Genomic DNA, 25,431 nt, shown 5'->3' on the forward strand with positions numbered 1-25,431 from the left:
TCAGCCGAGCAAAAATAGTTACCGCGCAAGAATGAGAACTAATGTACTGAAAATCGCCCAGCCAAGCACACCGACTGTCAGAACCACACAGGATAATGACAGAATGCGATGAAAAGCCGTTTCATTGCCATGGTCCTGATAACCGAGCATCATTCCGAGCAATATCCCACCTAACAGCCCTCCACCATGCCCCCAGTTGTTTATCCCTGGCATTATCAGACCAAACAGAATCAGGCCGATTACCCATCCGCTGACTTCACGATATACCATGGCGCCATAGGTTCCCCCCCGGCTCTTACCGAAATAAAGCAGAGACCCGATAAGACCGCAGACAGCAGCAGAAGCTCCGATGGTAAAGTGAACTCCAGCCAGCCAAGATACCCAGAAGCCTGCGACTCCTCCCAGGGTGTAGATGATAAACATCCTGTTTGGGCCATATTCCTGGCTGACCCATGGGGCGATTTGCCGCAAAGCCATAAGATTGAAGATCAGATGGAGAATCCCGCCATGAAGATAACTGGCAGAGATCAACGTCCAGTATCGGCCAAACTGGCCGATCGGCATAGTACCCGTCCCACCGAGTAAAAGGAGGCTTGTCTGGTCAGGAGCCATAAAACTTAAAGGATTCAGCCCGCCTCCACGATGAGAACTGACCATGAGGGACAAAATATAAAACCCTATGTTCAAAGTAATGATGGCCCTTATCAGCCAATCACCGTCAAGTGCTCCGCGAGTCCAGGCTGCTGAAGCCAGCAGGGACGAAGGGCGGGATGCGCCACACCAGGAACAGGTTACTTCGTTGCTGCCGATTATCTTCCGGCAGCGGGGACAGAGCATTGCTCTTTGAGTCATCATTAACCTCTTGGGATCATCTTAGTCGCAGATGATGAAAGTATGGCTTGATTTGATTGGTTCCTGCAGTTAGGTGATAGCATTAAGCTCCTATGGAATCAGTACACCAGAGGGATCAGCTTGCGAACACGCCTTTGGTAATTAGTGTATTCAGGGAACTTCTGCACCAGCCAGATCTCTTCCCGGCGCGATTTCAGATCAAAAAACCCAAACAAGAGCGCCGCATAAAACAGGGTAGGAATGCTGTGGATGGCGAAGGACCATCCAAAAGCCATCAATAGTATCCCGCTGTAGATAGGATGCCTCACCAAGCGATAGGCGCCAGACTGCACAAGAATGGCATCACGCTTCGGAGACGGCAAGGGGGTGAGATTGCGGCCTAGGTTGATGGTCCCGGCCAGTGCCAGAATGAACCCAGAAAGAAGCAAAGCAGCACCGGCGTAAGATGCCGACCGGCCGGGGGATGAAAACCAGCAAGGCATGCTATTAAATGACCGAGGTCCGAATATCACCAGAAGGATCAGGAAAAACTGGATGACTACATACCATTCTCCCCGTTCACCCCTCCACCAAACATCCCTTCCCTTTTTGACCTTGAACAGTGGTGTGCTCATTTCATACAAATCCCATCCTGCCCAAGTAGACAACCATTTGAAATCATGTAAATTTTACTTTGGCACACATATCGCAATAAACATAATCAAGGAAGAACAAACCCTTCCTTCCTTTCGCCTCGATGCTCCCCTCCTGCATCGAGGCTTTTTTTGTTCATCAAGCTCAGTTCAATCGACATACTCAGTATACTTTTTTGCGCTCCCCCGGACCTTTTCCGCCGGGTACTTCCGCTCATTGATCTCCAACTTGCGCTCAACCGCCTGGTAGAGATCCACATCAAGCTTGTCCGAAATCCGTACCAGATAAATCAGGATGTCGGCCAGTTCTTCTTCCACAGAGTGGCGCGTCTTTTCTTCAAGAAGGTGGCTTTGGCTCCCCTCAACCCACTGGAAATGCTCGACCAGTTCAGCCGCCTCACCAATAAGCGCCATGGAAAGATTCTTAGGAGTGTGGTACTGGTCCCAGTCACGCTCTTGAGAAAACTCCCGCAGTCGATCCCTGAGCGACGCCAGGGAGGTAATAGTGGCCTTGGTTTTCACGAGGCACCTTTCAGTTGCGCGCAACAACTTCCATTAATCTATTTAGTTGTATCCGGATTCCTAGCGTCGACAATGGTCAATCCGGTCTCTCTGGTCAATGTTTCCAGGAATTCCTGGGCCTTTTCCTGCTTGATCTGCTCTTTGATCTGGCCCTGCATATACTCTTTCGCTTCATCAAAAGTTGCTGTCCTCTGCTCCTTCCGTTCATCAATCTTGACGATATGATAACCAAAGGAGGTTTCTATCAACTGTGCCGGCTCACCAGCCTTCAGCGCAAAGATCGCTTTTTCAAACTCCGGGGAATTAGTCTTTCCGGCCGAGATATAACCGAGATCGCCACCCTTGGCCGCTGAATCGGCATCTTCAGACTGTTCTTTGGCGAGCTTGGCGAAATCATCGCCCTTGCTGATCTGCTGTAGAATCCCTTCTGCCTTGGCTTTGCCCTTTGCTTTCAAATCAGCGGCGGCATCTTTGGTTGATGCAATGAAGATATGGCGCACTTTTGCCGCTTCCGGAATGAGAAACTCCTTTTCGTGCTCGCTATAATATTTTTTCAGCTCTTCATCCGTAACGGTAATGTTTGCCGTAACTACCTTGCTCAGGTACTCCTGCGCCAGGTAGTTATCGATGACATTGCTGACCAGCTCCTTGAAGTCCGGCTTCCGGTCAAAACCGTCTTTCCTGGCTTTGGCAGCAGTCGCCTTTGTCAGGAGCAGCTGCTTGACAAAAGCTGTCCGCTGCTCCGGGTTGGATCTTACTGCCTTTTGCGTCTCTAACGAAAGATTGTCAAGCAGCCGATCCAGATCAGCCTCGCGCAGGACATAATCTCCTGCCTTGCCAACGACAGGGTTCAGGTCCTCGGCATGAACGATACCAGCCGACCAGACCCCAAAAGATGCTATCAACACTAACAATCTGACATTCATTTCCTACTCTCCATAAGTTGTATTTTACCGCTCATCATCCCAAGCTCAGCGGCATTGTAGCATACAGCTTTTATCATAACCACCTACGGTAAGTGTACCTCAAAAATCTCACTTCACCTCCACATTCCTGATCCCATCCGGCCGCCAAGCCGGACTGATGACATGACTCCCCTTGCTCTTCGGCTCCTCGCCGTCCAGCAGACTGCCAAAGGTCACGGTAAAATTGCCGTACTTATCGTTCAGTTCGTCCATGGCGTCTGCCAGGAACAGCTTTTTCCGCTTCTCCTCAAACAGCGGCAACTGGTTGCTCTCATAACGAAGATTGGACAACCTGACTCCCAGCAGCCTGACAGGCTGGGTCAAACTGATCGTGTCCAGAATAGCGGTAACTTCACGGTAAATATCGTCGCTCTGGTTGATGAAATGAGGCAAGGTCTCCTGCTTGCCCACCCAGCTGTCGAAATCGGCATAGCGGATCGACAGGGTAACCGTCTTCCCCCATACGCTGTAGCGCCTGGCTCGCCGCCCCACCATCTCGGAAAGCTGCAGCAGGTATTTCAAAATTTCCTGTCTCTCTTCGATATCCCGGTCCAGCGTCATACTGTGACTGACCGATTTGACTTCCTCCGACTCATCGGCAGGAATCACCGGTGAAGCATCGATCCCCCGCCCCATCCGGCTTAATTTATCGCCGACAATGCCGAATTTCTTCCTGAGGACCGCCACGGGAAACCGCCCCAGCTCTCCGCAGGTACGGATGCCCAGCAGCTCCAGATGCCGTTCCATCTTTCTGCCGACACCACACAGCTCCTTGATCGGCAGCCGCTCCAGCACCCGCTGCACCCGGTCAGGCTCGATAATGGTCAAACCGTCAGGTTTCTTCATCTCCGAAGCGAGCTTGGCCAACATCTTGTTAGGAGCAATGCCGATGGAGCAGGTGATGCCGAACTGCTCCCTGATCCGCTCCTTGAGCAAGTGGGCAATCCTTTCGGCAGAGCCGAAGATCGTCAGGGAATGAGTGACATCAAGAAACGCCTCGTCGATGGAGAACACCTCCACCAATGGGGTGTAGTCCCGCATCATACTGATGATCCGGGTCGAGGTGTAGGTGTACTTCTGGTTATCCCCGATGACGAAGATGAGCTGGGGGCATGCCTGCCGTGCCTGCCAGGTGTTCATGCCGGTCTTGACGCCACAAGCCCGGGCCTCGTAGGAAGCGGTGGTAACAACCGTCCGTCCCCGGCCGATGACGGCAATAGGCTTGCCGCGCAGTTCCGGGTTCCCCTGCTGCTCCACCGAGGCAAAGAACGCATTCATGTCGACATGCATTATGATGTTGTGCGTGCCTGCGTTACTCATGATTGATCGGCATCCACACTTTCCAGAAGCCAAAGCTGCTCGGTTGCGTTGTACACCAGCTCGTAGAGCGCCGTTCCGTCGGTAACGGCATAATGGAGCATCAGGTCGCTACCGGCCCAATGCCGCCAGTGGTAGGTGACTTCCAGGATGATGTGTTTCCGGCGCTTCCAGTCAAACCAGACCGGGCTGAGCTTGCTGCCCGGCCCATGAATGACCGCCACCCGGATATATTCCCTGATCCGCTGTAGCATATGGCCCCATTACTCAATGTTGCGGATGATTTTGACCGCCTTGCCGATGATTGCCAGTTCCTCGCCAGCAGGGATAATGATGGCAGCCATGTTTGGATTCCGCGGTTGCAGCCTGATATGATCGCGCTCCCGGTAAAACCGCTTCAGGGTCGCCTCTCCGTCAATCATGGCCACAACAATATCGCCATTATCCGCGGTCTGTTGCGGCCGGATCAACACCAGGTCACCATCAACAATGGCATCATTGACCATGGAATCCCCTTTGACCCGAAGAAAAAAGGTCCCGCCCCGCAGCTGCACCTTTTCCAGGGGATAGTACCCTTCAATATCCTCAACAGCCAAGGTCAGGTCGCCAGCGCGAACCAAACCGGCTATGGGAACAGACACCATTTCCGGCAGAGGTTCCCGAACAAGCATGATCCCTCTGGAACTCCCTGATTCCCTGAGGAGATACCCTTTTTTCTCCAGGGCTTTCAAATGATTGAGAACACTTATATTGCCGCTCGTGCCAAGGTGGCCAGCGATTTCCCGGAGGGTCGGCGGCAGGCCCTTGCCGTCAATGCGGCTGGCAATGAAATCCAGAACCTGTTGTTGCCGTAATGTGAGTTTTTCCATGGCTTCCTCATTATAGTACCAAATGGTAAATATACCATTTGATATACCATCCGAATACAGCGAAGTCAAGAAGGTGGCTTGCCCGCTGAACCCGCCGCCGATATTCTCCAATACGCTTTCCACACCTCTGCAGTTGACAACCACCCTCACTCCGGGCAATAATCCGGTCAGCCTTGCCATCATGCAATGCCTTCCTTTTTCAGCCGCCATCTCCCGTAAATACTATTTAAAGACACACTGGAGTCACCATGATTCATCTCTCGAATATTGCCAAACAGCACGGCACCCAGCTCCTCTTCCGCGATGCGAGCTTTCAGATACTCCCCGGCAGCCGAACCGGGCTGGTCGGGCCAAACGGCGCCGGCAAGACCTCCATATTCCGGATCATTACCGGAGAGGAGGAAGTGGACAGCGGCGAAATCACCTGCGCCAAGCGGACCACCATTGGCTACTTCTCCCAGGATGTAGGCGAGATGCTTGGCCGGACCGCCCTGGAAGAGGTTATGGCCGGTTCTGCTGCTACCGTCAAGCTGGCGGCGCAACTGAAAGAGATGGAAGCAGCAATGTGCGAGCCGCAGTCGGACGACGAGATGGCCACCCTGCTGGAGCGTTACGGCGAGGCAATGGAAGAGTTCGAGCACCGCGACGGCTATGACCTGGACACCCGGGCCCAAACCGTGCTCACCGGACTAGGTATCGGTCCCGACCGGTTCAACCACCCGGTGGAATCGTTCAGCGGCGGCTGGAAAATGCGCATTGCCCTGGCCAAGATCCTGACCCTGCAACCTGATGTCCTGCTGATGGACGAACCGACCAACCACCTCGACGTCGAGTCGATCATCTGGCTGGAAGAGTGGCTGGCTGCAGAGTTCAAGGGGGCGCTCCTGATGACCAGCCACGACCGCGACTTCATGAACCGGATCGTCACCCGGATCATCGAAGTGGCAAACAAGACCGTCACCACCTACGGTGGCAACTACGATTTCTACGAAAAAGAGCGGGACATCCGTAAAGATCAGCTGCTTGCCAGCCATAAGCGGCAGCAGGAGATGCTTGCCAAGGAAGAGGAGTTTATCGCCCGCTTTGCTGCGCGCGCCTCCCATGCGGCCCAAGTGCAGTCACGGGTAAAGAAGCTGGAAAAGATCGACCGGATCGAAATCCCTCCGGAAGAGCGGATCGTCCGTTTTGAGTTCAATGCCCCTCCGCGCAGCGGTGATGACGTGGTCAGCTTCAGCGATCTTGCTAAGAGCTGGCAGCTGCCGGATGGTGCCGAGAAGTCGGTCTTCAGCGGGGTTTCGGGTGTTGTCCGCAGGCAGAACAAGATTGCGGTGGTTGGGGTAAACGGCGCTGGCAAATCCACTTTCCTCAAGGTGCTGGCAGGCCAGACCGATCCGACCTGCGGCAATGTGACTGTGGGGGCAAACGTCTCAATCGGTTATTTCAGCCAGCACGCCATGGATCTGCTCTCTCCGAAAAAGACCGTGTTCGAGACGGTGCAAGATGCCATGCCGCTGGCAAATATCGGCGTCATCCGCAATCTGCTCGGCGCATTCCTCTTTTCCGGCGATGCCGTGGACAAGCGGATTGAAAATCTCTCAGGCGGCGAAAAAAGCCGGGTGGTGCTGGCTACGCTCCTGGCAAGGCCGATCAACTTCCTGGTCCTTGACGAACCGACCAATCATCTTGATATCCGCTCACGGGAGATTCTGCTTGATGCCCTGCAGAACTTTACCGGCACTGTGGTAATTGTCAGCCATGACCGTCATTTCCTCAGATCACTGGTTGACAGGGTATTCGAGATCGATCATGGAGAGATGAGAATTTACGAGGGGACCTACTGCTACTACCTGGAAAAAGCGCACGGTGTAGCCGGCGTGGCTGCATAAGCCTCTACAGCCTCTTTTACAGCAGATAGCCTTATTTATTGTTGTGTACCGGAACTTCACTGTTTTTGTGAAAGATGGCAATACCGATGAAGAGTAACCAACTGCACGCCAGGGTCAAAAGAAGGATCGTTGCCATGAATGGCCTCCTTGATGGAGATGGACAGCGATCTATCTTTAGCCAAATGAATGCCAAGCGTAACTACATGATTTAGTTAAGATACAACCAGCGACACCTGAACTGAACCTGAACATCAAGCACCATACTTAAACAGCAACTAATGTGTTCACATTAAAATTGCAGCCACCTGCAAACAATGAACCCCAGGCTATGTGTCGGTCGGCCGGTTGTCAAACTGGGCTGTTCTGCACCATTCTTAATAACTCAAGCTGCGCTTTCACCCCGGTCACAGGCTCCAGTCCGGCCATGGCCAAAAGCTCCGGGACCGCCTCTTCAGGCCCGCACCGGAGTAAAGTCTCAGAGAAATGATGGATCAGCTTCATGGTCCTCAGGGCATCAAACCATTCATGAAATGCCGCCAGCAACGCCTCATTGGTCTTTTTCCCCCGACAAATCCGTTCCCATGATCCCATAAACCCCTCCCGCTCAAGATACTGGGCCAGCATCGGCGAAATGCTCTTGGCAGCAGTAATTATCGTCTCACCAGGCGCCTCCAGGCAGCCTGTTGCCAGCGAGAGCCACTCCCGGAGCAGGGCAAAGCATTCGGCCCGGTAAAAGGTAATAGAGTCGTGATCGCCTGCCAGGGCCTTTGAAACGGAGCGGCCGGTGCCGAACGGAACCCGGTGGGACGGTCGCGGTGAGGGATAAACCGTTGTGCCGCAGACCATAGCAATACCAACGGTCTTTTTCAGCTGCTGCAGAAAGTAGAAGTCTTCTCCGGCGCGGCGGCTGTTCATCCCGCCACAGCGGAGATAAGCGCTCGCCGTGCAGGCCATGGCGCTCCCGACTGTATGAAAGGCATAGGGTGAGCCGGCATAAGACTGGCCAAGCACATAGCAGCGAAGAAACAGTTCATACCGGTCAATGATATCCTGCCCGGCAGCAGTCGGGGCGTTCTGGTGGCAAAACGGGATGACGGCGCCGCCAGCGGACGACCTCCTGAAATGCCCGGCAATGGCCGTCAGGTAATCTTCACCCACCAGAGTATCGGCATCCAGGGCCACCAGCACTGGCCCGGCTCCATTCCAGGCAAGCAACGGCAAGGCAAGATCAAAACCGATCTTCCGCGCCATCCCCACCCCACCATCACGCACCGGCAGTTCCAGGCCGGGCGAGGCAGCATCGACCCACGCCAGATGCAACGGCAGTCTCTCTGCCAAAGCCGGGAGCATCTCCAGGGTTGCCACATTGTCGGCCTTGTCCTGGGGATCGGCATCCTCGCGATGGTTAACCACCACCACGACGAGAAACTGCCGGAGCAACTCAGGATCGGTATGCACAAGGGAGTCAAGGGTCAGAGAGAGGTTGTCGCTTTCGGCAAGGGATGGGATGACCACCGCACCGGAGAAACCGGCAGCATCAATCCCGGAAAGAGACCAGGGAGACCGGATGGCCCGCCGCTCAAGATAGGTTGCCAGCCTCAGTCTATCCGGCATCAGTAACCAGGAGAGATTCCTCACCGATTTGCAGCATCTGGTCGGTGATCTCGGTGAAAGCCACGTCATGACTGACCAGGAACAGCTGGTCGTACCAGTGCTCGGTCACCTCTTCCCGGCCAACGTCGATGGCGCGGAAGGCGTGGGCCAGATTTTCCCGACGCGAGGCATCAAGGTTCGAGGTCGGCTCATCGAAAAACGCGATGCGCGCGCCGATGGTCTGGAGCAGGGCCAGCCGCAAGGCAACGACGGCGCTCATGGTCTGGCCGCCGGAAAGCTGGTCGTCGCTCCGCTCGCGCAGCACGCCATCAGCCAGGTCGCGCAACATGATCTGGTAGTGCTCTCCCCAGATCAGCTCCTCGTCGGTTTCGCTAATGGTCCGGTAGATCCGGTCCGCCCTCAGGGTGATCTCCTCGCGAAACCGCTCGGACAGCTGCGCCGACACATTCTTAAAAACCTGGTTGCGCAGAAACTTGACTAGCTTCTCTTTCTCCTCGTAGTTCCTGATCTTGGCCTGTTTGGCATTGATCTCCTCCTGGAGGCGTTTCAGGCTGGCCACTTCTTCTGTCAGCCGCTGCCGGTTTCTCTCCAGTTCAGCCAGCTGTTGCCGGCAGGTTGCCACCTCGGTCAGGAAACGATCCTTTGCCCCTCTCAGCTCCTGGTGTCTCTCAGAATGGTATGCCGCGCGGCACCGCTCCAGCTCAGCCTGCTTGCCGGACCTGGCCGTGTGCAGCTCCTCCAGGGCTGTTTGCCATTTGGCCAGAGTCTGGCTCCGGTTTTCAAGATCATCGGCATCCTTCAGGTGCGCGTTAAAGGTGTCACGCGCCGCCTGGAAGCTTATGCGCTCCTGTTCACAACTTTTGATCAACTCGTCCAGACCGGAAAAGACCTGCAGCTCGGTTTTACGGGCACTGACAAGCGACACGGCTGTTGTCTGCTGCTCCTTCAGCACCGCCAGTTTATCGGAGCGCTCGCGATTTTTCCGGAGTCGCGCCTCCAAGGCAAGCGCCTGCTTGTCAAGCTCCTGCAAGCGCACCTTGCGGCCATGCAGCTCTTTTCCTCCCTGTTCCGCTTCTGAAACCTTGTGGGCCGCCGCTGTAATCTGCTGATCCAGGGTGGCCATTGCGCGATCAAGGTCGTCAATCCGTTCGCTAAAGAGATCCTTGGACGACTTGTCGGCGACATAAAGACACTGCTCCTGAAAAAACGGGCAGCTCCCTGCAGCCAGCTTCTCTTTCCCCTCCACAAGACCGGCGCGCCGCCCTTCCAGTAGAGCGCGCTCTCCCTTAAGCTGGTCCAGCTGACTGCGCAACTCCGGAAGCGCGGCAGCGGTCTGTCGCAACGTGTCATCGACCTGCAAGTCAGTTCTGGCCTTTACCAGGCCGGCATCTTCCTCTGCCAGCTGTTTGCCGATCTGCGCTATCTCGACCTTCTCATGGCCAACAGCCTGGGACAAGCGGAGCGCCTCCTTTTCCAGAGAAGCAATTTCATGCTCTATTGCCCTGCGCTGCTGCTCCCTGGCCCGAAGCTCTGCCAGACGCAACTCGGCCTGGTCGTAGGACTCCTTCCCCTTGCGGGACTGCTCGACCACAGTCCTGGCTTTCCTAGCCTCATCCACCCGCAGTTTCTGGGTGGCGATCTTTTCGCCGCCATCTTTGACACGGCCTTCAAGCAGTTGAACCTCGGCTGTAATAGCAGTTATCGCCTTTTCCCGTGCATCCAGGTCCGACAGGGCTGCCTCCAGCTCCTTGAGCGCTCCCCCCTTCTCTGCCAGTTGCTGCTCCACCTGTCCCGCTGTCTCCCTGTTACCGGCCAGCTCCAGCTCTTTCTGCGGCAGCACCGCGACCTGTTCCTGCTTTACTGCAACCTCGGCGGCAAGCACCTTCATCTTTTCCTGCAACGCCGAGAGTAAGGAGCTGGTTCCTTTATAGGTCTTGCGCCAGGCATCAATGCCAAGGATCTCGTCAAACGCCTCCTGCCTTTTGGTGGGCTGTTTGATGACAAACGGCCCGAGAAAATCGTTCTGGAACGGTCCGATCACCAGCTTGAACTGCTCAGCCAACGGTCTGCCATTATTGAGGCCAAGTAGTTCAGCAATCCTCGCCTCGGTCTCCTCGATCCGGGCGTGCTCCTCCACCTCAAAGGCTCCGTCGCGCTCCTTGGCCAGTAGCCATTTGGACGGGGTGCCGACCGTACGGCTCACCTGCCAGGTCGTGTCATCGTCAGTGCGGAAGGTAACTACTATTTCTCCACGCTTGGCGCCGATGGAGAGAAAGCGATCGACGTTGGAGACGAAATCGCGGGCATCCACCCCGAACAAGGCATAGCCGATTGCCTCGAAGATGGTGCTCTTGCCTGCGCCGTTGGGGCCGGAGAGGACGTTGATCCCTGCCGAGAAGCAGAGTTGCGTGTCGCGATGGGACTTAATGTTCTTCAGCTGGATCGAGAGTATCTGCATCAGGCTGGCTCCCTCAGCAGCAGACCAAGCAGCTCTTCGCCGTCAGTCTCACCCTTGAGGACCTGATCACGGATGGCCAGCGAAAGCCGAACCAGCTCCTCTTCGTGCCCCTTGTAGTCGCTCTTGGCCGAGACCAACTCCCGGAGAACGTCCCGCTCAATCTCAGACAGGCTCCGCTTGGCCACTGCCTCCTCTTCGCCACTACGGGTCACCAGTGAAAGATGGTTCTTGATCTCCACATGCAGCGGATTGCAAAGCTCGGTCAGTATCAGCTTCAGCCGCTCGCGCCCTAGTTCGAACGGGTGAAACGCCACCCTGCCGCTGAGCCTCAGCTCCAGCAGAGGCCTCCGGTTATCAGCAGTGCTGCCAAGCTTCTCGTTAACCTGGCAACGCAAGCGCTCCAGGGCATCAGCCGCGTGTTCTGCCCCGTCAAGGTTGATGGCCATAACCAACATCGGGCGGGGATTGCTACGGCGAAACTGGTGGTGATACCCTCCTGACTCAACGGTAACCAGGTAATACCCCTTGTCGTACTTCTCCTCGCCAAAATTAACGCACTCCGGAGCGCCGGGGTTGAAGGCGTAACTGCGGCCTTCAGGGGTTTCTATGGTGTAAGGTTTGTGGCCATGTCCGAGGGCAACGTAATCAAAGACCTCTGCCAGCGGTAGCGCCTCTTCCGGCTTCATATTGCCTATCTCTACCGGCGAATAGTTCCAAACCCCGACATGAAACAGCAGGAGATTGCTCCTGGTGGTTACGGCCTCGCAGATTCGCGCCACATGGGCTCCGGCCTGAGTGCCGATGTAACCGAGGCCGTAGATATTGAGGCCGTTGATTTCAATGTGCCCCCCCATGCCGGTCTCGGGATCGAACGGGTCAAAGTGATAACCGCCGCTTTCGGTGCGTGAGGGGCGCAGCAGGCGGATGTATCCCATTTGGGATAGCGCCTCCATCCATGAGATGCTGTCGCGACGGTGGATCCAGTCGTGGTTACCCTCAACCGCGATGCAGGGGATCCCGGCGTCCTTGAGCGGCTGCAGGGTCTCGATGGTGCGGGCAAAGGTACGCGGCAGGATCTGGCCGGTGTGGAACAGGTCGCCACTGATCAGTACGAACGTCACCTGCTCGACAACGGCGTCAGCAACAATAGCTTCAAGCATGTGGAAGAAGTCTTCGTAACGCTCGGCCGCACCGCTAGAGGTGCGGTAGGTCTTGCCAAGGTGAATATCGGCGGTATGGAGGAATCTGATGGTCATAGAATTATGGTTTCTGTCCACAGGGCGGACGCTGGTAATATCAAGAACGTTGCAGAAGCAGCTCAATCACCGGCAGATCTGCCTCAGCCCAGTCAGGGGTGAGTAGCTCTTCCGGTGCCAGCCAGGCAATGGCGGCGTGTTCATGGAGCACGATCTCGCCGGACTCGATTGTACAGACAAAAGGGAACAGTGTCACCGTAAAGGTCTGATAATTATGGGTAGTAGAGGGGAGAGCCTCTCCCACACGCACCTGTACCCCCATCTCTTCAACCAGTTCACGCCGGAGACATTGCTCCGCAGTTTCACCCGGCTCGAGTTTGCCACCAGGAAACTCCCATTTGAGCGGCAGGCTCATGCCGGCGCTGCGTTGAGCAGCAAGGACCAGGCCGTCACGCTCGATGATGGCGCAGGCCACCTTGATATGGTTATTGACAACATGGCTCAAAGCAAACCGTCCGGAGAGATCTCATTTACGCGGCCTTGCCGCCGCTTCTGTATATAGGCCTTACACTTTATGGAAATAGATGTCAATCCACTCCATGGCAAGGGGCAGACAATCAGATAATCCATGGAACAGCTTGATTAATTGTGCTAATAATAACAATACACGTTGCTGATCACCTCAACTCCGGATAACAGGCTCGCGTCAATGAGAATGATCGCTGGTTGCTGCCTCGCTATAATACTCTTTTATGCCTCTGCCGCCAAAGCTGAAGATCTCTGTTTCGACGAGGCAGGGATGCAGTATGGGATCAATCCCCAAATACTCAGAGCGATAGCAAAGGTCGAATCAGGGTTCAACCCTAGAGCTGTCAACAGGAACACCAATGGCAGTTACGATTTCGGGGTGATGCAGATCAACTCTCTCTGGGGGCGTACCTACGGCGAGGAATGGTGGAGCACCCTGGGGGACCCCTGCACCAACATCAAGGCCGGGGCCATGATATTGGCTTCATGCATGAAGAAATACGGCTATTCCTGGGAAGCCATTGGCTGCTACAACAGCCAGACACCGGGAAAGCGCAACAAATACGCGATTACGGTATTCAAGCAGTTGCAACGCATCGAACGCGACGAACGTCTGGCTTCAGCCAAATCCATCAAGGATAATCCCAAGGATACCAGCGCGGTACCGGTCACCAAGCCGCTAGCAGCCCAGCAACAGAGCGTCCCTGAAGAGGAAAAGCTTGCGCTGCAAAACCAATCCCCGGCCGAAACAGAACCGGAACAGTCAATCGCTCTCTCCGGAGAATAGCAGCAGCCCGGATTGCGAGGTATGGCTTGTTTTTGTTTAATTACTCCCCGTTCCTGGTGCTCTACCCGGTCGCAACGGTTCAAAAAGATATTCCAGCCCATTGGCCTTGATATCATAAACCGCTTGTAGCATCCGCCCCAGCTTTCCCTCGGGAAACCCCTTTTTAGCAAACCAAACAACATAGGGCTCAGGCAGGTCTATTAACAACTGGCCCTGGTATTTTCCGAACGGCATACGCATTTCAGCCAGCTCAATCAGGTCGTCGGGGTTGCCGGACGCTTCAGTACACGGGCGCAAGGTATCCATGCTCATCATAATGTGCCTTTTTTACCTTATTTGAGGATGACAAACAGATCCATTGAATGAATCACTTGCCCAGCTTATCCTCAAGCCTTTTGATAACCTCGGCAACGGTGCCCTCTATATCGTCGCCGCGAACGGTAAAGTAGAGAAATTGCCCCGTGTAATGCGACCAGTAGATGTCTTCAACCGGAAGCGGCTCAAGCAGGGAATCAATCTTCTCGTAAGAGATGAACGGATCACCGTCAGGCCATTTCTTGTCGAGCTTGGCCTGCTGGCTATCAGTCAGAGGGATCCTGTAAGTAATCGCATAGATTTCGGCCTTCATTACGGTTTGATATAGGCGTTCAGGCCGATAGTAACCGGCTTGCCGTCAACCATGACTGAGGTGACAGTATTCCCCCTGGTGCTGGCAACGACCAGGGTCTTGCCGGATGCCGATGGAGTGGGCTTCTCCAGATCGATCTCAATGCAGAGCTTGTTGTCTTTGATGTCAACGGTCATGGACATGTTCTGTTCCTTTCTAGATCTGCCATGTGTTTAGCCACTCTTGCGAAGCTTGTCTGGGAAATGCCTTTTACAGAAATTGCAAAGCGCCTTGGGATATCAGACGTAGCCATAAGAAAGCGTTGTAAGAAACTCGGTATTGAAACCCCTCCTCAAGGCTATTGGTTGAAATCAGAGGTACGAGTTTTTAAATAGATTAGCAACATTAGTTAAGAGGTTTTGTGGTTAATGGATACCCACATAAATTGTGTGGACATTTATTGATTTGCTTAACACGGACAAGGTAACAACTAGTTTTACCTTTAACTTCCCAACGTTGAAAGGTTGAATCTCCTTGAAGTTAGACAATAAGTGTAACGTCCCTTGAAATACCAAGACTGGCTCAACTGACAAGATTCAGAAGAAATTTCTTCAGTGACTCAGCTTCCGAGCAAGAATAAGCTCAAGATTCCTCTGCGTATCCAAATCTTTGGGATTTATCGTAAGGGCAACTTGGTATTCCCTGATTGCTGCATCCAAATTTCCTTTCTTTGCAAGTGCATTCCCCAGGTTATTGTGGGCCTGAGCGTGATCAGGGTTTAGAGTAAGTGCCACCTGGTATTCCTTAATCGCTGAATCCAACTCACCTTTACGAGCAAGAGCAACTCCCAGGTTGTTATGGGCCTGTGCGTAATTGGGATTCAACGTAATAGCCATTCTGAATTCCATTATAGCGGCATCAATAATTTCTTTCTTAGCAAGAGCCAATCCAAGATTGTAATGAACCTCTGAATCCCTAGGGTCTATTCGCAGGGCTTTCAGATACTCATTGATCGCTCCATCCAAATTACCTTTGTCGGCAAAAGCAGCACCCATAGCAAAGTGAATAAAAGAACTTTCCGGAGATTTTTGTAGTGTGTCAGAAAATAGACTTATCTCGTCGCGCCAAACCGTATTTCTGTTTATTGTCCCAATAGAATATACCACTACGACAAGCAGTAAGAGGGCAGAAAGAGTTTTTCTTCGATAATCATTATTTATTATTTTCATAGTGGATAATAATCCTAACATCAGAGCAAAGCCAATGGATGGGAAGTAAGCATATCTTTCAGCAAAAGTATTTTCCCCAAGCTTCCTGATATACAGAACTGGTAACAATGGCATTGTTATTATTATTAATCCGAAAAAAGCAGACTTACATTTTTTAAACAACACATATCCCAAAACAATAAATGCGACAACTATGACAAGTGAATATAACCATACAATATCTGTAATAGAATGTACCGGATGTAGAACATAGAAAGCATTCAGATTAACCGGCAAGATAAGTTTCTCGAGGTACTGACTAAAAAGCGGCACAGTATTGATTATTACTTCAAATGTGCTGAGTTCCTGATACCTGTTGGATGGAGCCATGCCACTTAAAGCATTAAACCTTAAGATCAAATATATTCCGATAATTACAATAAATGACAGATATCTCATGATACTACTGCGTATATTGAATTTTTCCTTACCGTAAATGCTGTCATATATGGCTAATATAGGCAGCAGAGCGATAGTCGTCTCCTTGCACAGCATTGAGATACCAAAAAAAATCAGAGAATAAACATGGCCTTTATCAAAAATAACTGTGGATTTCATATGAGAATAAAGGGAGAGCAGGCAAAATAAAGTGAATGAAAGCTCTGGCACACAAGCTATCCAAGCAATCACTTCTGTGTGAATAGGGTGGACAGCAAAGACCAGCGCAGAAACAAGAGGAACAGATAAAAATGTATTTTCAGTGGTTAATTTATCATTACGAACAAGTAAGGCAGCAACCCAAAAGACAAGTATTGTCACAGCAACGTGAAGAATAATATTTACAAGATGAAATCCCCACGCCTTAAGTCCAGCGAATACATGATAATTAATAAGGTATATAACATTCATCATGGGGCGATAATAGTTTGATATCCCCTTAGTTTCGGCATGAGTAGCATCATTCCAAAATATATCCGGGATATATTTTGTGTCAGTGATCCATGGATTATTTACTATTTGAGCAATATCATCATAAACAAAATCATTATATAAAGTATTAGCGTTGACTATTATTGCACAAAGCACAATTACTAATAATTGAATTTTAGTTACATCCAACTTATACCTTATTTTAAATGCTACCATAGAACCCTCTTAAATAATTTAAACGCACTTTCAACACATCGGTAAACATTAGCCAAGAGTCTCTAAACAGTTTAACTTTAGTAATTGGTATATCCGTCCAGTTTACTGAAACCTCTTCAATTTTGTATCCTTTTATTTGACTAATAAAAAGCAATTCAACATCGAATCCAAAACCATTAATCTGCTGAAGCGGAAAAATTGTTTTTGCTGCCTCTTCTGTAAAAAGCTTAAACCCGCATTGCGTATCATGTATGCCTTTAACCGTCAGTAACCGTGCAATAAAATTAAATATTGAGCCAATAATTTTCCTATGCAAATGCGCTCTTATAGTACAGGAATTGTCCTTTAAAGCACGAGAAGCAATCACCACAGCAGCACCGGAATCAATATATTTTTTTAGTCGATCTAGCTCATTTATTGGTGTTGCACCATCAGCATCGGCAAATAATCGAAGTTTACCTTTAGCCAGCAACATGCCAGTCTTAACAGCATATCCTTTCCCACAGTTATGCGATAATCTGATGAGTTTAATATTGGGGTTGTTCTCAGAATAACTCTTTACAATAGCTGACGTGGAATCGGTACTCCCATCATCTACGACAATGATCTCATAACTAATGTTATTCTGGGATATGTACGCCAAGATACTATTGAGATATCCGGGAAGGCGACTTTCTTCGTTATACGCTGGAATTGTTATTGATATAGCAGGAAAGTGATTTTCCATAAAATCCAAATACCGAAAATACTGGAATTAGCATCGTTCATTATTCAATCTACGATATTTTGCAGCATTAGGGCAAAAGAGGCGATGGCAAGAGATACACTTCATTATGTCTTTGTCCTGTTTTCAGCGACACTAGCAGGAAGCAGGCGGAGTAAGAATTTACCCTCTTACTCCGAGCTCTGCAAGCTCATAATCTAGTATAGAACCTACAGGTGTTAATCAGATTCCAATTAAACCCGTCAGTGCGGTCATAAAGAGTGTCATACAAAAGCATCAAGGGGTTACGGCAAATACCGTAACCCCTTGATTTTAATGTGCGACACCACTTTAACTGACGCTTTAACTATTTGATTCATATAACTAATCTCCAGTTGTATTTTCACAGATATACCAAAACATATACTTAAACATAATTCTTTGGTGTACAATCTTGGTTTATCCGCCAAGGGATTAAATTTTTTCCGTAAAATAGCTTATATTGATTTTTCATGCCACTCTTAATACTGAGAGCCACAACTCCGCCTTACGATTTAATATTCATCTGGAAACAACACTGTCGTTACAGACCGGTCCCATTCCGTTATTACCCATATCGTCGGCAACCCCTCTTTCTTGTATACCGAGAAGAGTCGCTCACCTTCCTGTAGTGCCAACTCATTGCTACCCCTATCTTCATCGCAGACATCGCCCCAGTCACCGGCCATGTGCCGATTCAGCGACAGCATGACTTGTTTGGCAAACTCCTCGTTGATAGCTATCAAATCATTAACGCCCCTGGTTACAACCAGTTGCCCAGGATTGAATTTCATGATCGCCACTCCTTCCCGTATTCTGTGTTGTGCATTTCTCATAACAGCCCCAAACTTACGAACGAGGCATAGCTGTCACCGATTATGATGTGGTCAAGTACCCGCACACCGATGACATCCCCCGTTTCTCTCAACCGACGCGTTATTTCTATGTCTTCCCGGCTCGGTGTCGGATCACCGGTCGGGTGATTATGCACAAGGATGATCGCCGCCGCCGATGACAGCAGAGCCGTCTTGAATACCTCCCTAGGATGAACAATGCTCTGGTTCAGAGAGCCGACCGATACCTCATCTACGCAACAAATTCGGTTCTTGCCGTCCAGGTGAATGGCCAGAAAATATTCTTTTGTCTCCTGTCGCAAATAGCCGAATGTAGTGAATACCTGCTCCGGGCTGTTGTACCGGGTAAACGGCGGCAAGTACCGGTTAAGCTCTTCCTTTATGGTCAACGTTTCATAGACCGCCCTGATTTGTTTAAGTTTGATCGTTCGTGTTTTGGCCGGAACCTGTTCCTGGCCGAATAATGTTTCGACGGTCATGGTGTCATCCTCCTCAGTCGGTTGGTGTCTATGTCGATGGTGTAGCCGTTGGTTTCCAGGATGGCCCAGAGGTCAGTCAATGCCGAACTGAGCAGTTCGGCGTCATCCTTACCGATCTCATATTCTTCAATGGCACCTGATACCCTCTCGATGCTTTTGATCGCTGCCGCAACAGCCTGCAATACCGTGCGGTTGATATGCCCTTGCGGTGACAATTGTAGGCTCATGACGCTTTCTCCTTTCAAATAAGCTGGTTACGCAATACTCCTTTGCGGACGCACGTCAGCCCGAAAGGAAACCTCTGGCGGTTCCTCGGGTTGATCTTTACTGAGTTTGTGGTCAAGGGATGGTTGTTAAGGGCTGATGCGGTTTAGCAGAAAGCATTCCCGGTTATCGGTACTGCCAAAGATATATTTGTTGTTGTGATGATTCCTGGCTCCAGTAAAATCTCGGTCCAGCCAGTCGCACCGAATGAGTAAGTTTGCTTCCTGGTGGCCGGAGTTAAGATCAAACTGTACGGCATCGTTATTAAGATACCTTCTGGTACGTGGCGACGGGTCGAAACAATGCAACCAGCCGTCTTCATGGTAGAACGCCAGGATGTAATGCCAGAAGTTATTACTTGAGTGAACACAGAGAAGTGCCGCGCCGCCATCTTCGATACAGCCGATGATTTTACTTTTTTTACGTAAATGGACCTGTGTGCCGTAGATTAGTTTGGCTTCGACGGCAAAGCTTTTGTACCGGGGGTCCCGGTAGCTGTTGAGCAGATAGGCCATCTCCCTTGTTGCCCGTTCCGATGTTCCCCGAGAGGCGTCGCCATCTAGGCAATCTTTGTAAACTCTGTAGACGATGAACGGTGGCACCTCATGTCGGTGGAACAGGTAACTCAGTCCATTAATGATGCATGAGGGCGTGCAATCATAATTTGAGACCTGTTGTCGAAAGTTTGATTTCATAACCTCCTCATTTCTTCAAAAGTTCATTACACTTCGGTATCGGTATGTTGCTGCTCTACGACATTACCTCCTTATGCAAATTATTTGGCGGGCAAAAATAAGAAATGCCGACACTGTCTGGGGGTAAGTGTCGGCAATCCTTATATCTTGTTAAAACAATAGGTATGCAGGGGCTTTAATCAGGTCAAGTTATGATGAGCAACAAAGATGGAAAGATGAAATCCCTTGCTAATAAAACCACTATGCTTAATTCAACCAGCTGTTACATAATATCAACAATTACCTCTTAAATCAAGCACTTATGCAGTTATTTGTGCTATTATTGACAAAAAAGTAAATAAAATAACGCTAAATACAAGAAAAGAGTCACACAGGTCCGAAAAACGCCTGTTAGTAGCCGTTTTGACTCTTTTACCTCCACATTCCTTAGCCATCAGTAGCCATATTAAGAGATAACGTCCTTTTCCTTCCTGATTCTGCCAGTTTGCCCTTTTTTTGTCATGACCGAAGTATTCCTATTTATTTTCCCGAATAAACAACACCATTCATCTTGTGATTTGCATAGGTCGAATTCGTAAAGTCGGCAAATATCTGTTGGAGGATATCTTCAGGTTTTTTACTTGTGCTGTAGTTAGCAACGATAGTTTTAGCGACATGCTTCAGCAGTTCTTTGCTATCTATGTGCTTCAGCTTCCGCCCATCAAGCACATGTTCCAACAGAACTGGCTTTGGGTCAAATGATTCCATTTTTTCACGCAACATATCCAGCCGTGATTTCATCTCATCAGAGATTCCATGTACGGCAACTTTTTCCAGGTTCGACAACGACAAACGAGAGTTCTCTATGGCTTGATGATAATGTTCTTCATCTATGTACGTCAGAGGGTCATTAATCAGTTTTTCTAGTTGTTCAAGAGAGCCCTGAATTCTTGCACTGGCTATTCTAACGTTAGAAGACTTGCGACACGCGCTACTAAGATGACGACCTAGAGCATGTGCTTGCTCCAGGAATCTCTCAAAGTTGGGAGTGTGTTCAAATCCGTCTCTGCGTGCGTTAGGCTTAAGGGAATTATCAACTACATGAATCTCACCAAATTGCCAGCCGGAGAACCGAGGCTCTGAGAACTTGTCATCTAGGCAATGTTCGCCACCTACCTCAATATTCCCTTGCCGGATTCGGATTCCTTTCACGTTCAGAGTGTTTGGCAATGTAGCCAGAAACTGAGTCCTGGCGTACCAACCAAGAGCAATGGTTTGTCCTTCTGTGCCTTTGAATTGGAAATATTCTATTCCTTGGATGAAGTCAGAACTATTAGTTGAGAGCTTAACTTCATCAGCATACGGGCGGAAGACCTCACGGCCATTGACGAGAATCCGATAACAGCGGTAATCGCTTACTTCAGATAAATATTCGTGAATTGCTGGGGCATGCAAGAAAACTTCATGGTTATACGAAACTGGGGCGCTGTGAGCTAAGTAGTCATTTACCGACTTAAAGTTCATCAACATATCTGAGTGGAACCGGTGAACATTACGAATGGTCACACGGAAAAAGTGGTCTGGGGTCTCTTCAACAACATCATCATATTCCAGCGTAGCGACTGACTGAATCATTTCAGAGAGCGTAATATTGCGCTGGGTATCTGCCGCAATAGAGTCAAACTCTTTTCGGTTCCAGCGAACAACCGAAACCAACTCGTCTCCCTTGGAACGGGTTTCAAAAATCAATTCATCGCAGTACGCAAGCCCACCAAGTCTGCCTATGCCACGAAAACCTCTTTGATTCGTCCCTTCTTTCGGGCTACAACCTATATTGGTAAGTACGCTATGAGCAATGTCATTATCAAGTCCTTGGCCGTTGTCTTCGATTGTAATTGACCGGTCGTGGCCACTAAGTGTGATGGAAATATGGGCGGACGTTTGATCGATAAGCCCGCTTTCTACTGCAAGATCAATAGAATCAACTGAGTTCTGAATATACTCCCGATATATCATCAGAGGGTTATCGTACATTCCTGATGTCACGATATCGAATAACTGCCTACCGATAACCGGTTTCTTTTCTATTTCAGATACCACTCTAGCCATTTCTTGACCTCTTCATTTTTGACCGTATTAAAAGCCTGCTTGATTGCCTCTTTCGAACAAGGAGACACGGCATCGTGAAATTCGAAAAAAACTTCGTCCTGCGAGCTTAGGAGCCGCAGAATGAATTCGCGAAACGCCTCTACGTTCCCGGTTCCTGGCTTTCTGTCCGGATTGTTTGGGTAAATTCTTGCTTCATACTTGTCGCGATATCTAATTAGTTCTTCCGGCATGTAGAGATTAGCTATATATTCCTCATACGTTTCCCCGATTGCCCGCAAAGCAAGTGTCGGCGTGGGTGAAATGGCTCCGTGGGAAGCTCCCTTGATGATTTCAATGTTGCGAGTAAAGCGTTTTGTCCAGCGTGCATCATGCAGGTAATCGATATTCCTGTCAGGCTTGGGGGATACGTAATCACGGGCTCTGTTCAAGTGTTGAGGAGAATTGTCCTTAATCGGTGCAAATCGCATCGGGTAGCTGTAAATCGCCGCTGCCGCCTTGCCATCCGCATGACGCCATGACTGGTTGATGTCAATGTTGATCTTCAAACGTTCGTATAGGTCACGCGGAGTGTCCTTTTCGTTGTAAAGCATGTAGTTCGAAAACTCTTTAAAACCGTGCCTCTGTGCAACATTGACGGCATTAATGTAACGGTCTCTGTAGCTTAATCGGTCGAAAGCTATCCGCATCGGCTTGATGTGCAACTGCTCAAGCAGCGTAATGTTCTCTTCATTAATATGTGTCGCCTCAAGGCCCTGGTTAAAATCTATGACGCGACTGCGGGGTGGTACAGTACCTTGTGTTTTTTCGCCTCTTCCGTAACCTAATTCGACAAGATCTTCGACGATTCTGTTCAGACTTGGAGATGCCAGCACGTTGTTGTCCATCAACTTCAGGCGGGATTTATCGCCGTATAATCTACGCATTTCACGAATCATTGGCTTGATGTCTATATAGTCGCAATACGTTGGTTCGATCTCCGGAACACCGCACCACTGACATTTATGGGTACAGCCACGTGTAGCGTAAGCATAGTAAGTATCGTTGACGGCGTATAAATTTTGAGGGAGAACATCGTATGCAGGGGGGAGAGAATCTATGTTCGTGTCGTCATCAAATCCGATTTTTCGAGCGGTATCGAGGATGCCAACGAAAGGCTGAATTCCAGTCTCTTCAAAGATGTCATTCGGCATGATAGAGGCCATAATGCCACCGACAAATATCTTGTGGACGGAACCACCCACCGCTTTCTTATAAAAGTTGATGGTTTCAATAACGTTCTTCCAATCGAACGTAAAGAGAGTGGTGATGTAGATCCGATCCCACAGGAGCTCGTGAGAAAAGAGGTCTTGCTCTTTGACAACAGACTTGTCGCAACCATTGACGAAAACTATAGTGTCGCCACGTCGTTTGTGGAAGGTCGCCAGCTTTAGTAACCCAATAGGCGGATACCAGAGGCTTTCGTCGTCACGCTTCTTTGCGCTCCCAGATTCTGCAGCCTTTCTAAAACTCACAGAACCATGCCGATAGTCAGGCTCAACCAGAAGGACTCTCAAAGTGACACCTCGTTCTTGAGAGCCTGATAAACATCTTGCGCACCTTTCTTTCCGCCTACATAGGCGAACCTACCTTGTGACGACCAGTCGATGCTTGACTTTAGAGGTAAAAGCATGGACATGAAGTAATCAATTGAAAAATCAGCTTTTGGATTACTCTTTACAATGTCCCCAAGTAATTGCATCAGGGCGTAAAGCCCGACACCCTTAGTGATTAGATTGCTGCGATGGTCTTTCCAAGCATCCGAAAAGATTGTTTGCACTGCTTTCCAGAAGCACAGGACAACCTGGTATTTCCCTTCAATGGATATATCGAGTATTGTTCTGGTCTGGGCAAGAAAAGTCTGAACAGTCTTCTGCATCATACGGAAAGAAGTACGTCGTTTGAGACCTGAAGTGGTTTCACCGCCATAGCGAATGAGTTGATACCAGGGAGAAGCTGGGTCCTCATTTAAGCGACGGGAAATAAAGAGGTGTGGAGCATCCTTGGTAAGGTCAGACAGCAGCTTGCTTTCGTGATAATCAGTAAGTGAACTAGAGAGTCCTTTCGCCTTACTGTTGATAACATTAAAAATAGCCATCTCTTGACGAAGGTCTAAACCAAGATAAATCATGAAGGCAAGGGGTAAATCTACTCCTCCCAATTCACCAAGCCGATGCTGACAATCAACTTGCGCTAAACAACGGACTCCATCTTCCAGTGTAAGGAACGCTGAATTGCCAGACCCTTTTTGTATTGACCAGGACCGGCATAATTCATTGCGTAGGTTAAAAATTAGAGGAGGTGTTGAGCTTGCATGACGAAGTATATAATTTCTAAAATCAAGGCTATGGTTTCTGTTATATGGGCGTTGATACCCTTCCCCAGTATCTTCGTTTAGGATGTCAGAAAAAGAGTTTTTGCAAAGAAATGAAGCTGTTGCAAACCCTAGAAAAACCTCTAAGCCCCCAGCTACACCGACAATACCAGGGATAGTCGTCGCAGTATTTTTCTTCATTTTGAAGAAATTAACTGCAAAACAATGACGTGTCAACCTTTATCCGCATTCACTTATTTTGGATAAGATTCTTTACTTTTGTGACACCTGACTCCGAGCTTAATCCTGAAAACAATTGTCCAGCCATCCAATCATCAGATTTCAAGCTACTAGAGTCTATAATGTTCTCAAATCTCTCTAAAGCAGCGTCGCTAAAACCATTCAGCTTTACCACCTCACCCAAAATCCCATTAATTGCCTTTGCACCCAAGGTTTTTTGAATATAGCAACTCTTGTTGTATCTAGTTTCGTGCAATTGTTGCTCTTCGTCGTAATTGAATTCAGTTGAAAAGCATTTTTGCCACTTTTTAGCAACGATCTCCCAAGCAGATTTTATTATTGCAGATATTTCTTTAGAAGCTGTTTCGGTGAATACTATCAATTCATGGGGCTCACAACCTATATTGTATCCTGAAATACCTATATATTTATCAACAATAGCCTCAATTGAATCACTAAATGTGTTTACACCTACAACACCTAACACTACATCGGAATGAATATCGAATTTAATTGCTTTATACCAGACACTATTAGAATCTTCTTTTAGTTCATATGCAACTTTAATGGCAATGTGCTTACTTACTTTTGTTATGCGTTTTTCGAGAATTTCATAATTGTGATTTGCAAGCTCAGCTAAATCTGTACGTATTCGCTTAGCTTTAGAGTTAATGTCTGTAAAAACATTTACCTCCGAAGATCTGTTTTCGTTGCTTATTAATAGGATTATAACATTAAAAATGTAGTCATTCAGACAGGGATCCTTCTCAGCAGCAACACGTACTCCTTCAATTCTGTGTTGACCATCCACTATTCTGAATATGTTTGATTTATCGATATTATCAAAATCTATTTCTTTTGTTCCATCCTTTGTGACAACATGTTTTTTTATTGTTTCTTTATCGGCACCAAGAATAATAGATGTCGGCAAAATCTTGGCTTTTTCTGGATCAAGCATGTACTTAACTATTTTTCTATAATGTTGTGGCTCAGGTTTCCTTTGATATCCGTAGTCAGATTCACCGTATACCATAACGTGGCTGTATGCTGTAATTATCCGCAACGGTAAAGCGAGGCTAATATATTCTTGATTGAACTGTTTGTATGACAATACAGTGAATTTGTTGTTCAT

Annotated in this window: 25 protein-coding genes and 1 pseudogene; 2 read left to right on the top strand and 24 right to left on the bottom strand. The window is 49.4% G+C overall.

From position 1 onward, the window contains the following. Positions 1-18: 18 nt before the first annotated feature. From KI809_RS09180 to lexA, 7 genes are all read right to left on the bottom strand, one after another. Positions 19-852 (bottom strand): rhomboid family intramembrane serine protease, encoded by an 834-nt coding sequence (locus KI809_RS09180; RefSeq protein ID WP_214171249.1) that lies wholly within the window; start codon positions 850-852, stop codon positions 19-21. A gap of 98 nt (positions 853-950) precedes the next feature. Next, complete coding sequence (locus KI809_RS09185; RefSeq protein ID WP_214171250.1) at positions 951-1,466, bottom strand: methyltransferase family protein; 516 nt, start codon at positions 1,464-1,466, stop codon at positions 951-953. Positions 1,467-1,634: 168 nt separating this feature from the next. Beyond that, the gene (locus KI809_RS09190; protein WP_337833298.1) at positions 1,635-2,006 is read right to left on the bottom strand and encodes a nucleotide pyrophosphohydrolase; all 372 of its coding nucleotides are present in this window, start codon (positions 2,004-2,006) and stop codon (positions 1,635-1,637) included. 38 nt (positions 2,007-2,044) lie between these two features. Next, the gene (locus tag KI809_RS09195; RefSeq protein WP_214171251.1) at positions 2,045-2,932 is read right to left on the bottom strand and encodes a peptidylprolyl isomerase; all 888 of its coding nucleotides are present in this window, start codon (positions 2,930-2,932) and stop codon (positions 2,045-2,047) included. 108 nt (positions 2,933-3,040) lie between these two features. Then, positions 3,041-4,291, bottom strand: a complete 1,251-nt coding sequence (gene dinB / locus KI809_RS09200; RefSeq protein WP_214171252.1) for a DNA polymerase IV — start codon at positions 4,289-4,291, stop codon at positions 3,041-3,043. Beyond that, on the bottom strand, positions 4,288-4,542 hold the full coding sequence (locus tag KI809_RS09205) for a hypothetical protein (protein WP_214171253.1): 255 nt from the start codon (positions 4,540-4,542) through the stop codon (positions 4,288-4,290). Before KI809_RS09205 ends, dinB begins: the two co-directional genes overlap by 4 nt. 9 nt (positions 4,543-4,551) lie before the next feature. After that, positions 4,552-5,157 carry a transcriptional repressor LexA gene (lexA, locus tag KI809_RS09210; protein WP_214171254.1) on the bottom strand — a complete coding sequence of 202 codons (606 nt, stop codon included), beginning with the start codon at positions 5,155-5,157 and terminating at the stop codon, positions 4,552-4,554. Positions 5,158-5,405: 248 nt separating this feature from the next. Here lexA and KI809_RS09215 point away from each other — a divergent pair, with 248 nt between their 5' ends. Beyond that, positions 5,406-7,043, top strand: coding sequence for an ABC-F family ATP-binding cassette domain-containing protein (locus KI809_RS09215; RefSeq protein ID WP_214171255.1), 1,638 nt, complete (start codon positions 5,406-5,408; stop codon positions 7,041-7,043). Positions 7,044-7,391: 348 nt separating this feature from the next. Here the strand turns inward: KI809_RS09215 and KI809_RS09220 are convergent, their stop codons facing one another. Genes KI809_RS09220 through KI809_RS09235 form a run of 4 tightly spaced genes read right to left on the bottom strand, consistent with a single transcriptional unit; the run spans position 7,392 to position 12,816 of the window. Beyond that, entirely contained in the window at positions 7,392-8,657 is a 1,266-nt protein-coding gene (locus KI809_RS09220) for a glycosyltransferase family 2 protein (RefSeq protein WP_214171256.1), read from the bottom strand. Next, positions 8,647-11,115 carry an AAA family ATPase gene (locus KI809_RS09225; RefSeq protein WP_214171257.1) on the bottom strand — a complete coding sequence of 823 codons (2,469 nt, stop codon included), beginning with the start codon at positions 11,113-11,115 and terminating at the stop codon, positions 8,647-8,649. Before KI809_RS09225 ends, KI809_RS09220 begins: the two co-directional genes overlap by 11 nt. Beyond that, positions 11,115-12,371, bottom strand: a complete 1,257-nt coding sequence (locus KI809_RS09230; protein ID WP_214171258.1) for a metallophosphoesterase family protein — start codon at positions 12,369-12,371, stop codon at positions 11,115-11,117. Before KI809_RS09230 ends, KI809_RS09225 begins: the two co-directional genes overlap by 1 nt. A 40-nt stretch (positions 12,372-12,411) precedes the next feature. Then, positions 12,412-12,816, bottom strand: coding sequence for a (deoxy)nucleoside triphosphate pyrophosphohydrolase (locus tag KI809_RS09235; protein ID WP_214171259.1), 405 nt, complete (start codon positions 12,814-12,816; stop codon positions 12,412-12,414). A gap of 204 nt (positions 12,817-13,020) precedes the next feature. Between KI809_RS09235 and KI809_RS09240 the strand changes: the two genes are divergently transcribed. Then, positions 13,021-13,626, top strand: a complete 606-nt coding sequence (locus KI809_RS09240) for a lytic transglycosylase domain-containing protein (protein WP_214171260.1) — start codon at positions 13,021-13,023, stop codon at positions 13,624-13,626. Between the two features lie 36 nt (positions 13,627-13,662). Here the strand turns inward: KI809_RS09240 and KI809_RS09245 are convergent, their stop codons facing one another. The 13 genes and pseudogenes from KI809_RS09245 to KI809_RS09305 form a co-directional block, all read right to left on the bottom strand. Further along, positions 13,663-13,941: a DUF3820 family protein gene (locus tag KI809_RS09245; protein WP_246559325.1), complete on the bottom strand. Its 279-nt coding sequence runs from the start codon at positions 13,939-13,941 to the stop codon at positions 13,663-13,665. Positions 13,942-13,993: 52 nt separating this feature from the next. Further along, positions 13,994-14,254 (bottom strand): hypothetical protein, encoded by a 261-nt coding sequence (locus KI809_RS09250; protein WP_214171261.1) that lies wholly within the window; start codon positions 14,252-14,254, stop codon positions 13,994-13,996. Further along, complete coding sequence (locus KI809_RS09255; protein WP_214171262.1) at positions 14,254-14,436, bottom strand: hypothetical protein; 183 nt, start codon at positions 14,434-14,436, stop codon at positions 14,254-14,256. The genes KI809_RS09250 and KI809_RS09255 overlap by 1 nt, the downstream gene beginning before the upstream one ends. 408 nt (positions 14,437-14,844) lie before the next feature. After that, on the bottom strand, positions 14,845-16,587 hold the full coding sequence (locus KI809_RS09260) for a tetratricopeptide repeat protein (RefSeq protein ID WP_214171263.1): 1,743 nt from the start codon (positions 16,585-16,587) through the stop codon (positions 14,845-14,847). Continuing rightward, positions 16,574-17,314, bottom strand: a complete 741-nt coding sequence (locus KI809_RS09265) for a dolichyl-phosphate beta-glucosyltransferase (RefSeq protein WP_214171264.1) — start codon at positions 17,312-17,314, stop codon at positions 16,574-16,576. Before KI809_RS09265 ends, KI809_RS09260 begins: the two co-directional genes overlap by 14 nt. A gap of 530 nt (positions 17,315-17,844) precedes the next feature. Beyond that, a complete protein-coding gene (locus tag KI809_RS09270; protein ID WP_214171265.1) occupies positions 17,845-18,123 on the bottom strand; it encodes a hypothetical protein in 279 nt (92 codons plus the stop codon). A 38-nt stretch (positions 18,124-18,161) separates the two neighbouring features. After that, positions 18,162-18,611, bottom strand: a pseudogene (locus tag KI809_RS09275) (JAB domain-containing protein); the annotation flags it as partial. A 47-nt stretch (positions 18,612-18,658) separates the two neighbouring features. Beyond that, positions 18,659-18,889: a hypothetical protein gene (locus tag KI809_RS09280; RefSeq protein ID WP_214171267.1), complete on the bottom strand. Its 231-nt coding sequence runs from the start codon at positions 18,887-18,889 to the stop codon at positions 18,659-18,661. Between the two features lie 126 nt (positions 18,890-19,015). Beyond that, positions 19,016-19,621, bottom strand: a complete 606-nt coding sequence (locus KI809_RS09285; protein ID WP_214171268.1) for a hypothetical protein — start codon at positions 19,619-19,621, stop codon at positions 19,016-19,018. 519 nt (positions 19,622-20,140) lie between these two features. Further along, on the bottom strand, positions 20,141-21,709 hold the full coding sequence (locus KI809_RS09290; RefSeq protein ID WP_214171269.1) for an ATP-binding protein: 1,569 nt from the start codon (positions 21,707-21,709) through the stop codon (positions 20,141-20,143). Beyond that, the gene (locus KI809_RS09295; RefSeq protein ID WP_214171270.1) at positions 21,685-23,262 is read right to left on the bottom strand and encodes a radical SAM protein; all 1,578 of its coding nucleotides are present in this window, start codon (positions 23,260-23,262) and stop codon (positions 21,685-21,687) included. The genes KI809_RS09290 and KI809_RS09295 overlap by 25 nt, the downstream gene beginning before the upstream one ends. Next, positions 23,259-24,296 carry a DGQHR domain-containing protein gene (locus tag KI809_RS09300; RefSeq protein ID WP_214171271.1) on the bottom strand — a complete coding sequence of 346 codons (1,038 nt, stop codon included), beginning with the start codon at positions 24,294-24,296 and terminating at the stop codon, positions 23,259-23,261. The genes KI809_RS09295 and KI809_RS09300 overlap by 4 nt, the downstream gene beginning before the upstream one ends. A 13-nt stretch (positions 24,297-24,309) precedes the next feature. Next, positions 24,310-25,431, bottom strand: coding sequence for a DGQHR domain-containing protein (locus tag KI809_RS09305; protein WP_214171272.1), 1,122 nt, complete (start codon positions 25,429-25,431; stop codon positions 24,310-24,312).

The organism is Geoanaerobacter pelophilus (assembly GCF_018476885.1).
Classification (GTDB): Bacteria; Desulfobacterota; Desulfuromonadia; order Geobacterales; family DSM-12255; genus Geoanaerobacter; species Geoanaerobacter pelophilus.

Coding starts and splice junctions, on each gene's coding strand:
- KI809_RS09250 (WP_214171261.1), bottom strand. CDS start 14,254: ATGAAGGCCGAAATCTATGCGATTACTTACAGGATCCCTCTGACTGAT.
- KI809_RS09230 (WP_214171258.1), bottom strand. CDS start 12,371: ATGACCATCAGATTCCTCCATACCGCCGATATTCACCTTGGCAAGACC.
- KI809_RS09185 (WP_214171250.1), bottom strand. CDS start 1,466: ATGAGCACACCACTGTTCAAGGTCAAAAAGGGAAGGGATGTTTGGTGG.
- KI809_RS09255 (WP_214171262.1), bottom strand. CDS start 14,436: ATGTCCATGACCGTTGACATCAAAGACAACAAGCTCTGCATTGAGATC.
- dinB (WP_214171252.1), bottom strand. CDS start 4,291: ATGAGTAACGCAGGCACGCACAACATCATAATGCATGTCGACATGAAT.
- KI809_RS09195 (WP_214171251.1), bottom strand. CDS start 2,932: ATGAATGTCAGATTGTTAGTGTTGATAGCATCTTTTGGGGTCTGGTCG.
- KI809_RS09240 (WP_214171260.1), top strand. CDS start 13,021: ATGAGAATGATCGCTGGTTGCTGCCTCGCTATAATACTCTTTTATGCC.
- KI809_RS09205 (WP_214171253.1), bottom strand. CDS start 4,542: ATGCTACAGCGGATCAGGGAATATATCCGGGTGGCGGTCATTCATGGG.
- KI809_RS09290 (WP_214171269.1), bottom strand. CDS start 21,709: ATGGCTAGAGTGGTATCTGAAATAGAAAAGAAACCGGTTATCGGTAGG.
- KI809_RS09270 (WP_214171265.1), bottom strand. CDS start 18,123: ATGAAATTCAATCCTGGGCAACTGGTTGTAACCAGGGGCGTTAATGAT.
- KI809_RS09280 (WP_214171267.1), bottom strand. CDS start 18,889: ATGAGCCTACAATTGTCACCGCAAGGGCATATCAACCGCACGGTATTG.
- KI809_RS09220 (WP_214171256.1), bottom strand. CDS start 8,657: ATGCCGGATAGACTGAGGCTGGCAACCTATCTTGAGCGGCGGGCCATC.
- KI809_RS09265 (WP_214171264.1), bottom strand. CDS start 17,314: ATGGAAAATCACTTTCCTGCTATATCAATAACAATTCCAGCGTATAAC.
- lexA (WP_214171254.1), bottom strand. CDS start 5,157: ATGGAAAAACTCACATTACGGCAACAACAGGTTCTGGATTTCATTGCC.
- KI809_RS09305 (WP_214171272.1), bottom strand. CDS start 25,431: ATGAACAACAAATTCACTGTATTGTCATACAAACAGTTCAATCAAGAA.
- KI809_RS09245 (WP_246559325.1), bottom strand. CDS start 13,941: ATGATGAGCATGGATACCTTGCGCCCGTGTACTGAAGCGTCCGGCAAC.
- KI809_RS09260 (WP_214171263.1), bottom strand. CDS start 16,587: ATGGTAGCATTTAAAATAAGGTATAAGTTGGATGTAACTAAAATTCAA.
- KI809_RS09285 (WP_214171268.1), bottom strand. CDS start 19,621: ATGAAATCAAACTTTCGACAACAGGTCTCAAATTATGATTGCACGCCC.
- KI809_RS09180 (WP_214171249.1), bottom strand. CDS start 852: ATGACTCAAAGAGCAATGCTCTGTCCCCGCTGCCGGAAGATAATCGGC.
- KI809_RS09225 (WP_214171257.1), bottom strand. CDS start 11,115: ATGCAGATACTCTCGATCCAGCTGAAGAACATTAAGTCCCATCGCGAC.
- KI809_RS09215 (WP_214171255.1), top strand. CDS start 5,406: ATGATTCATCTCTCGAATATTGCCAAACAGCACGGCACCCAGCTCCTC.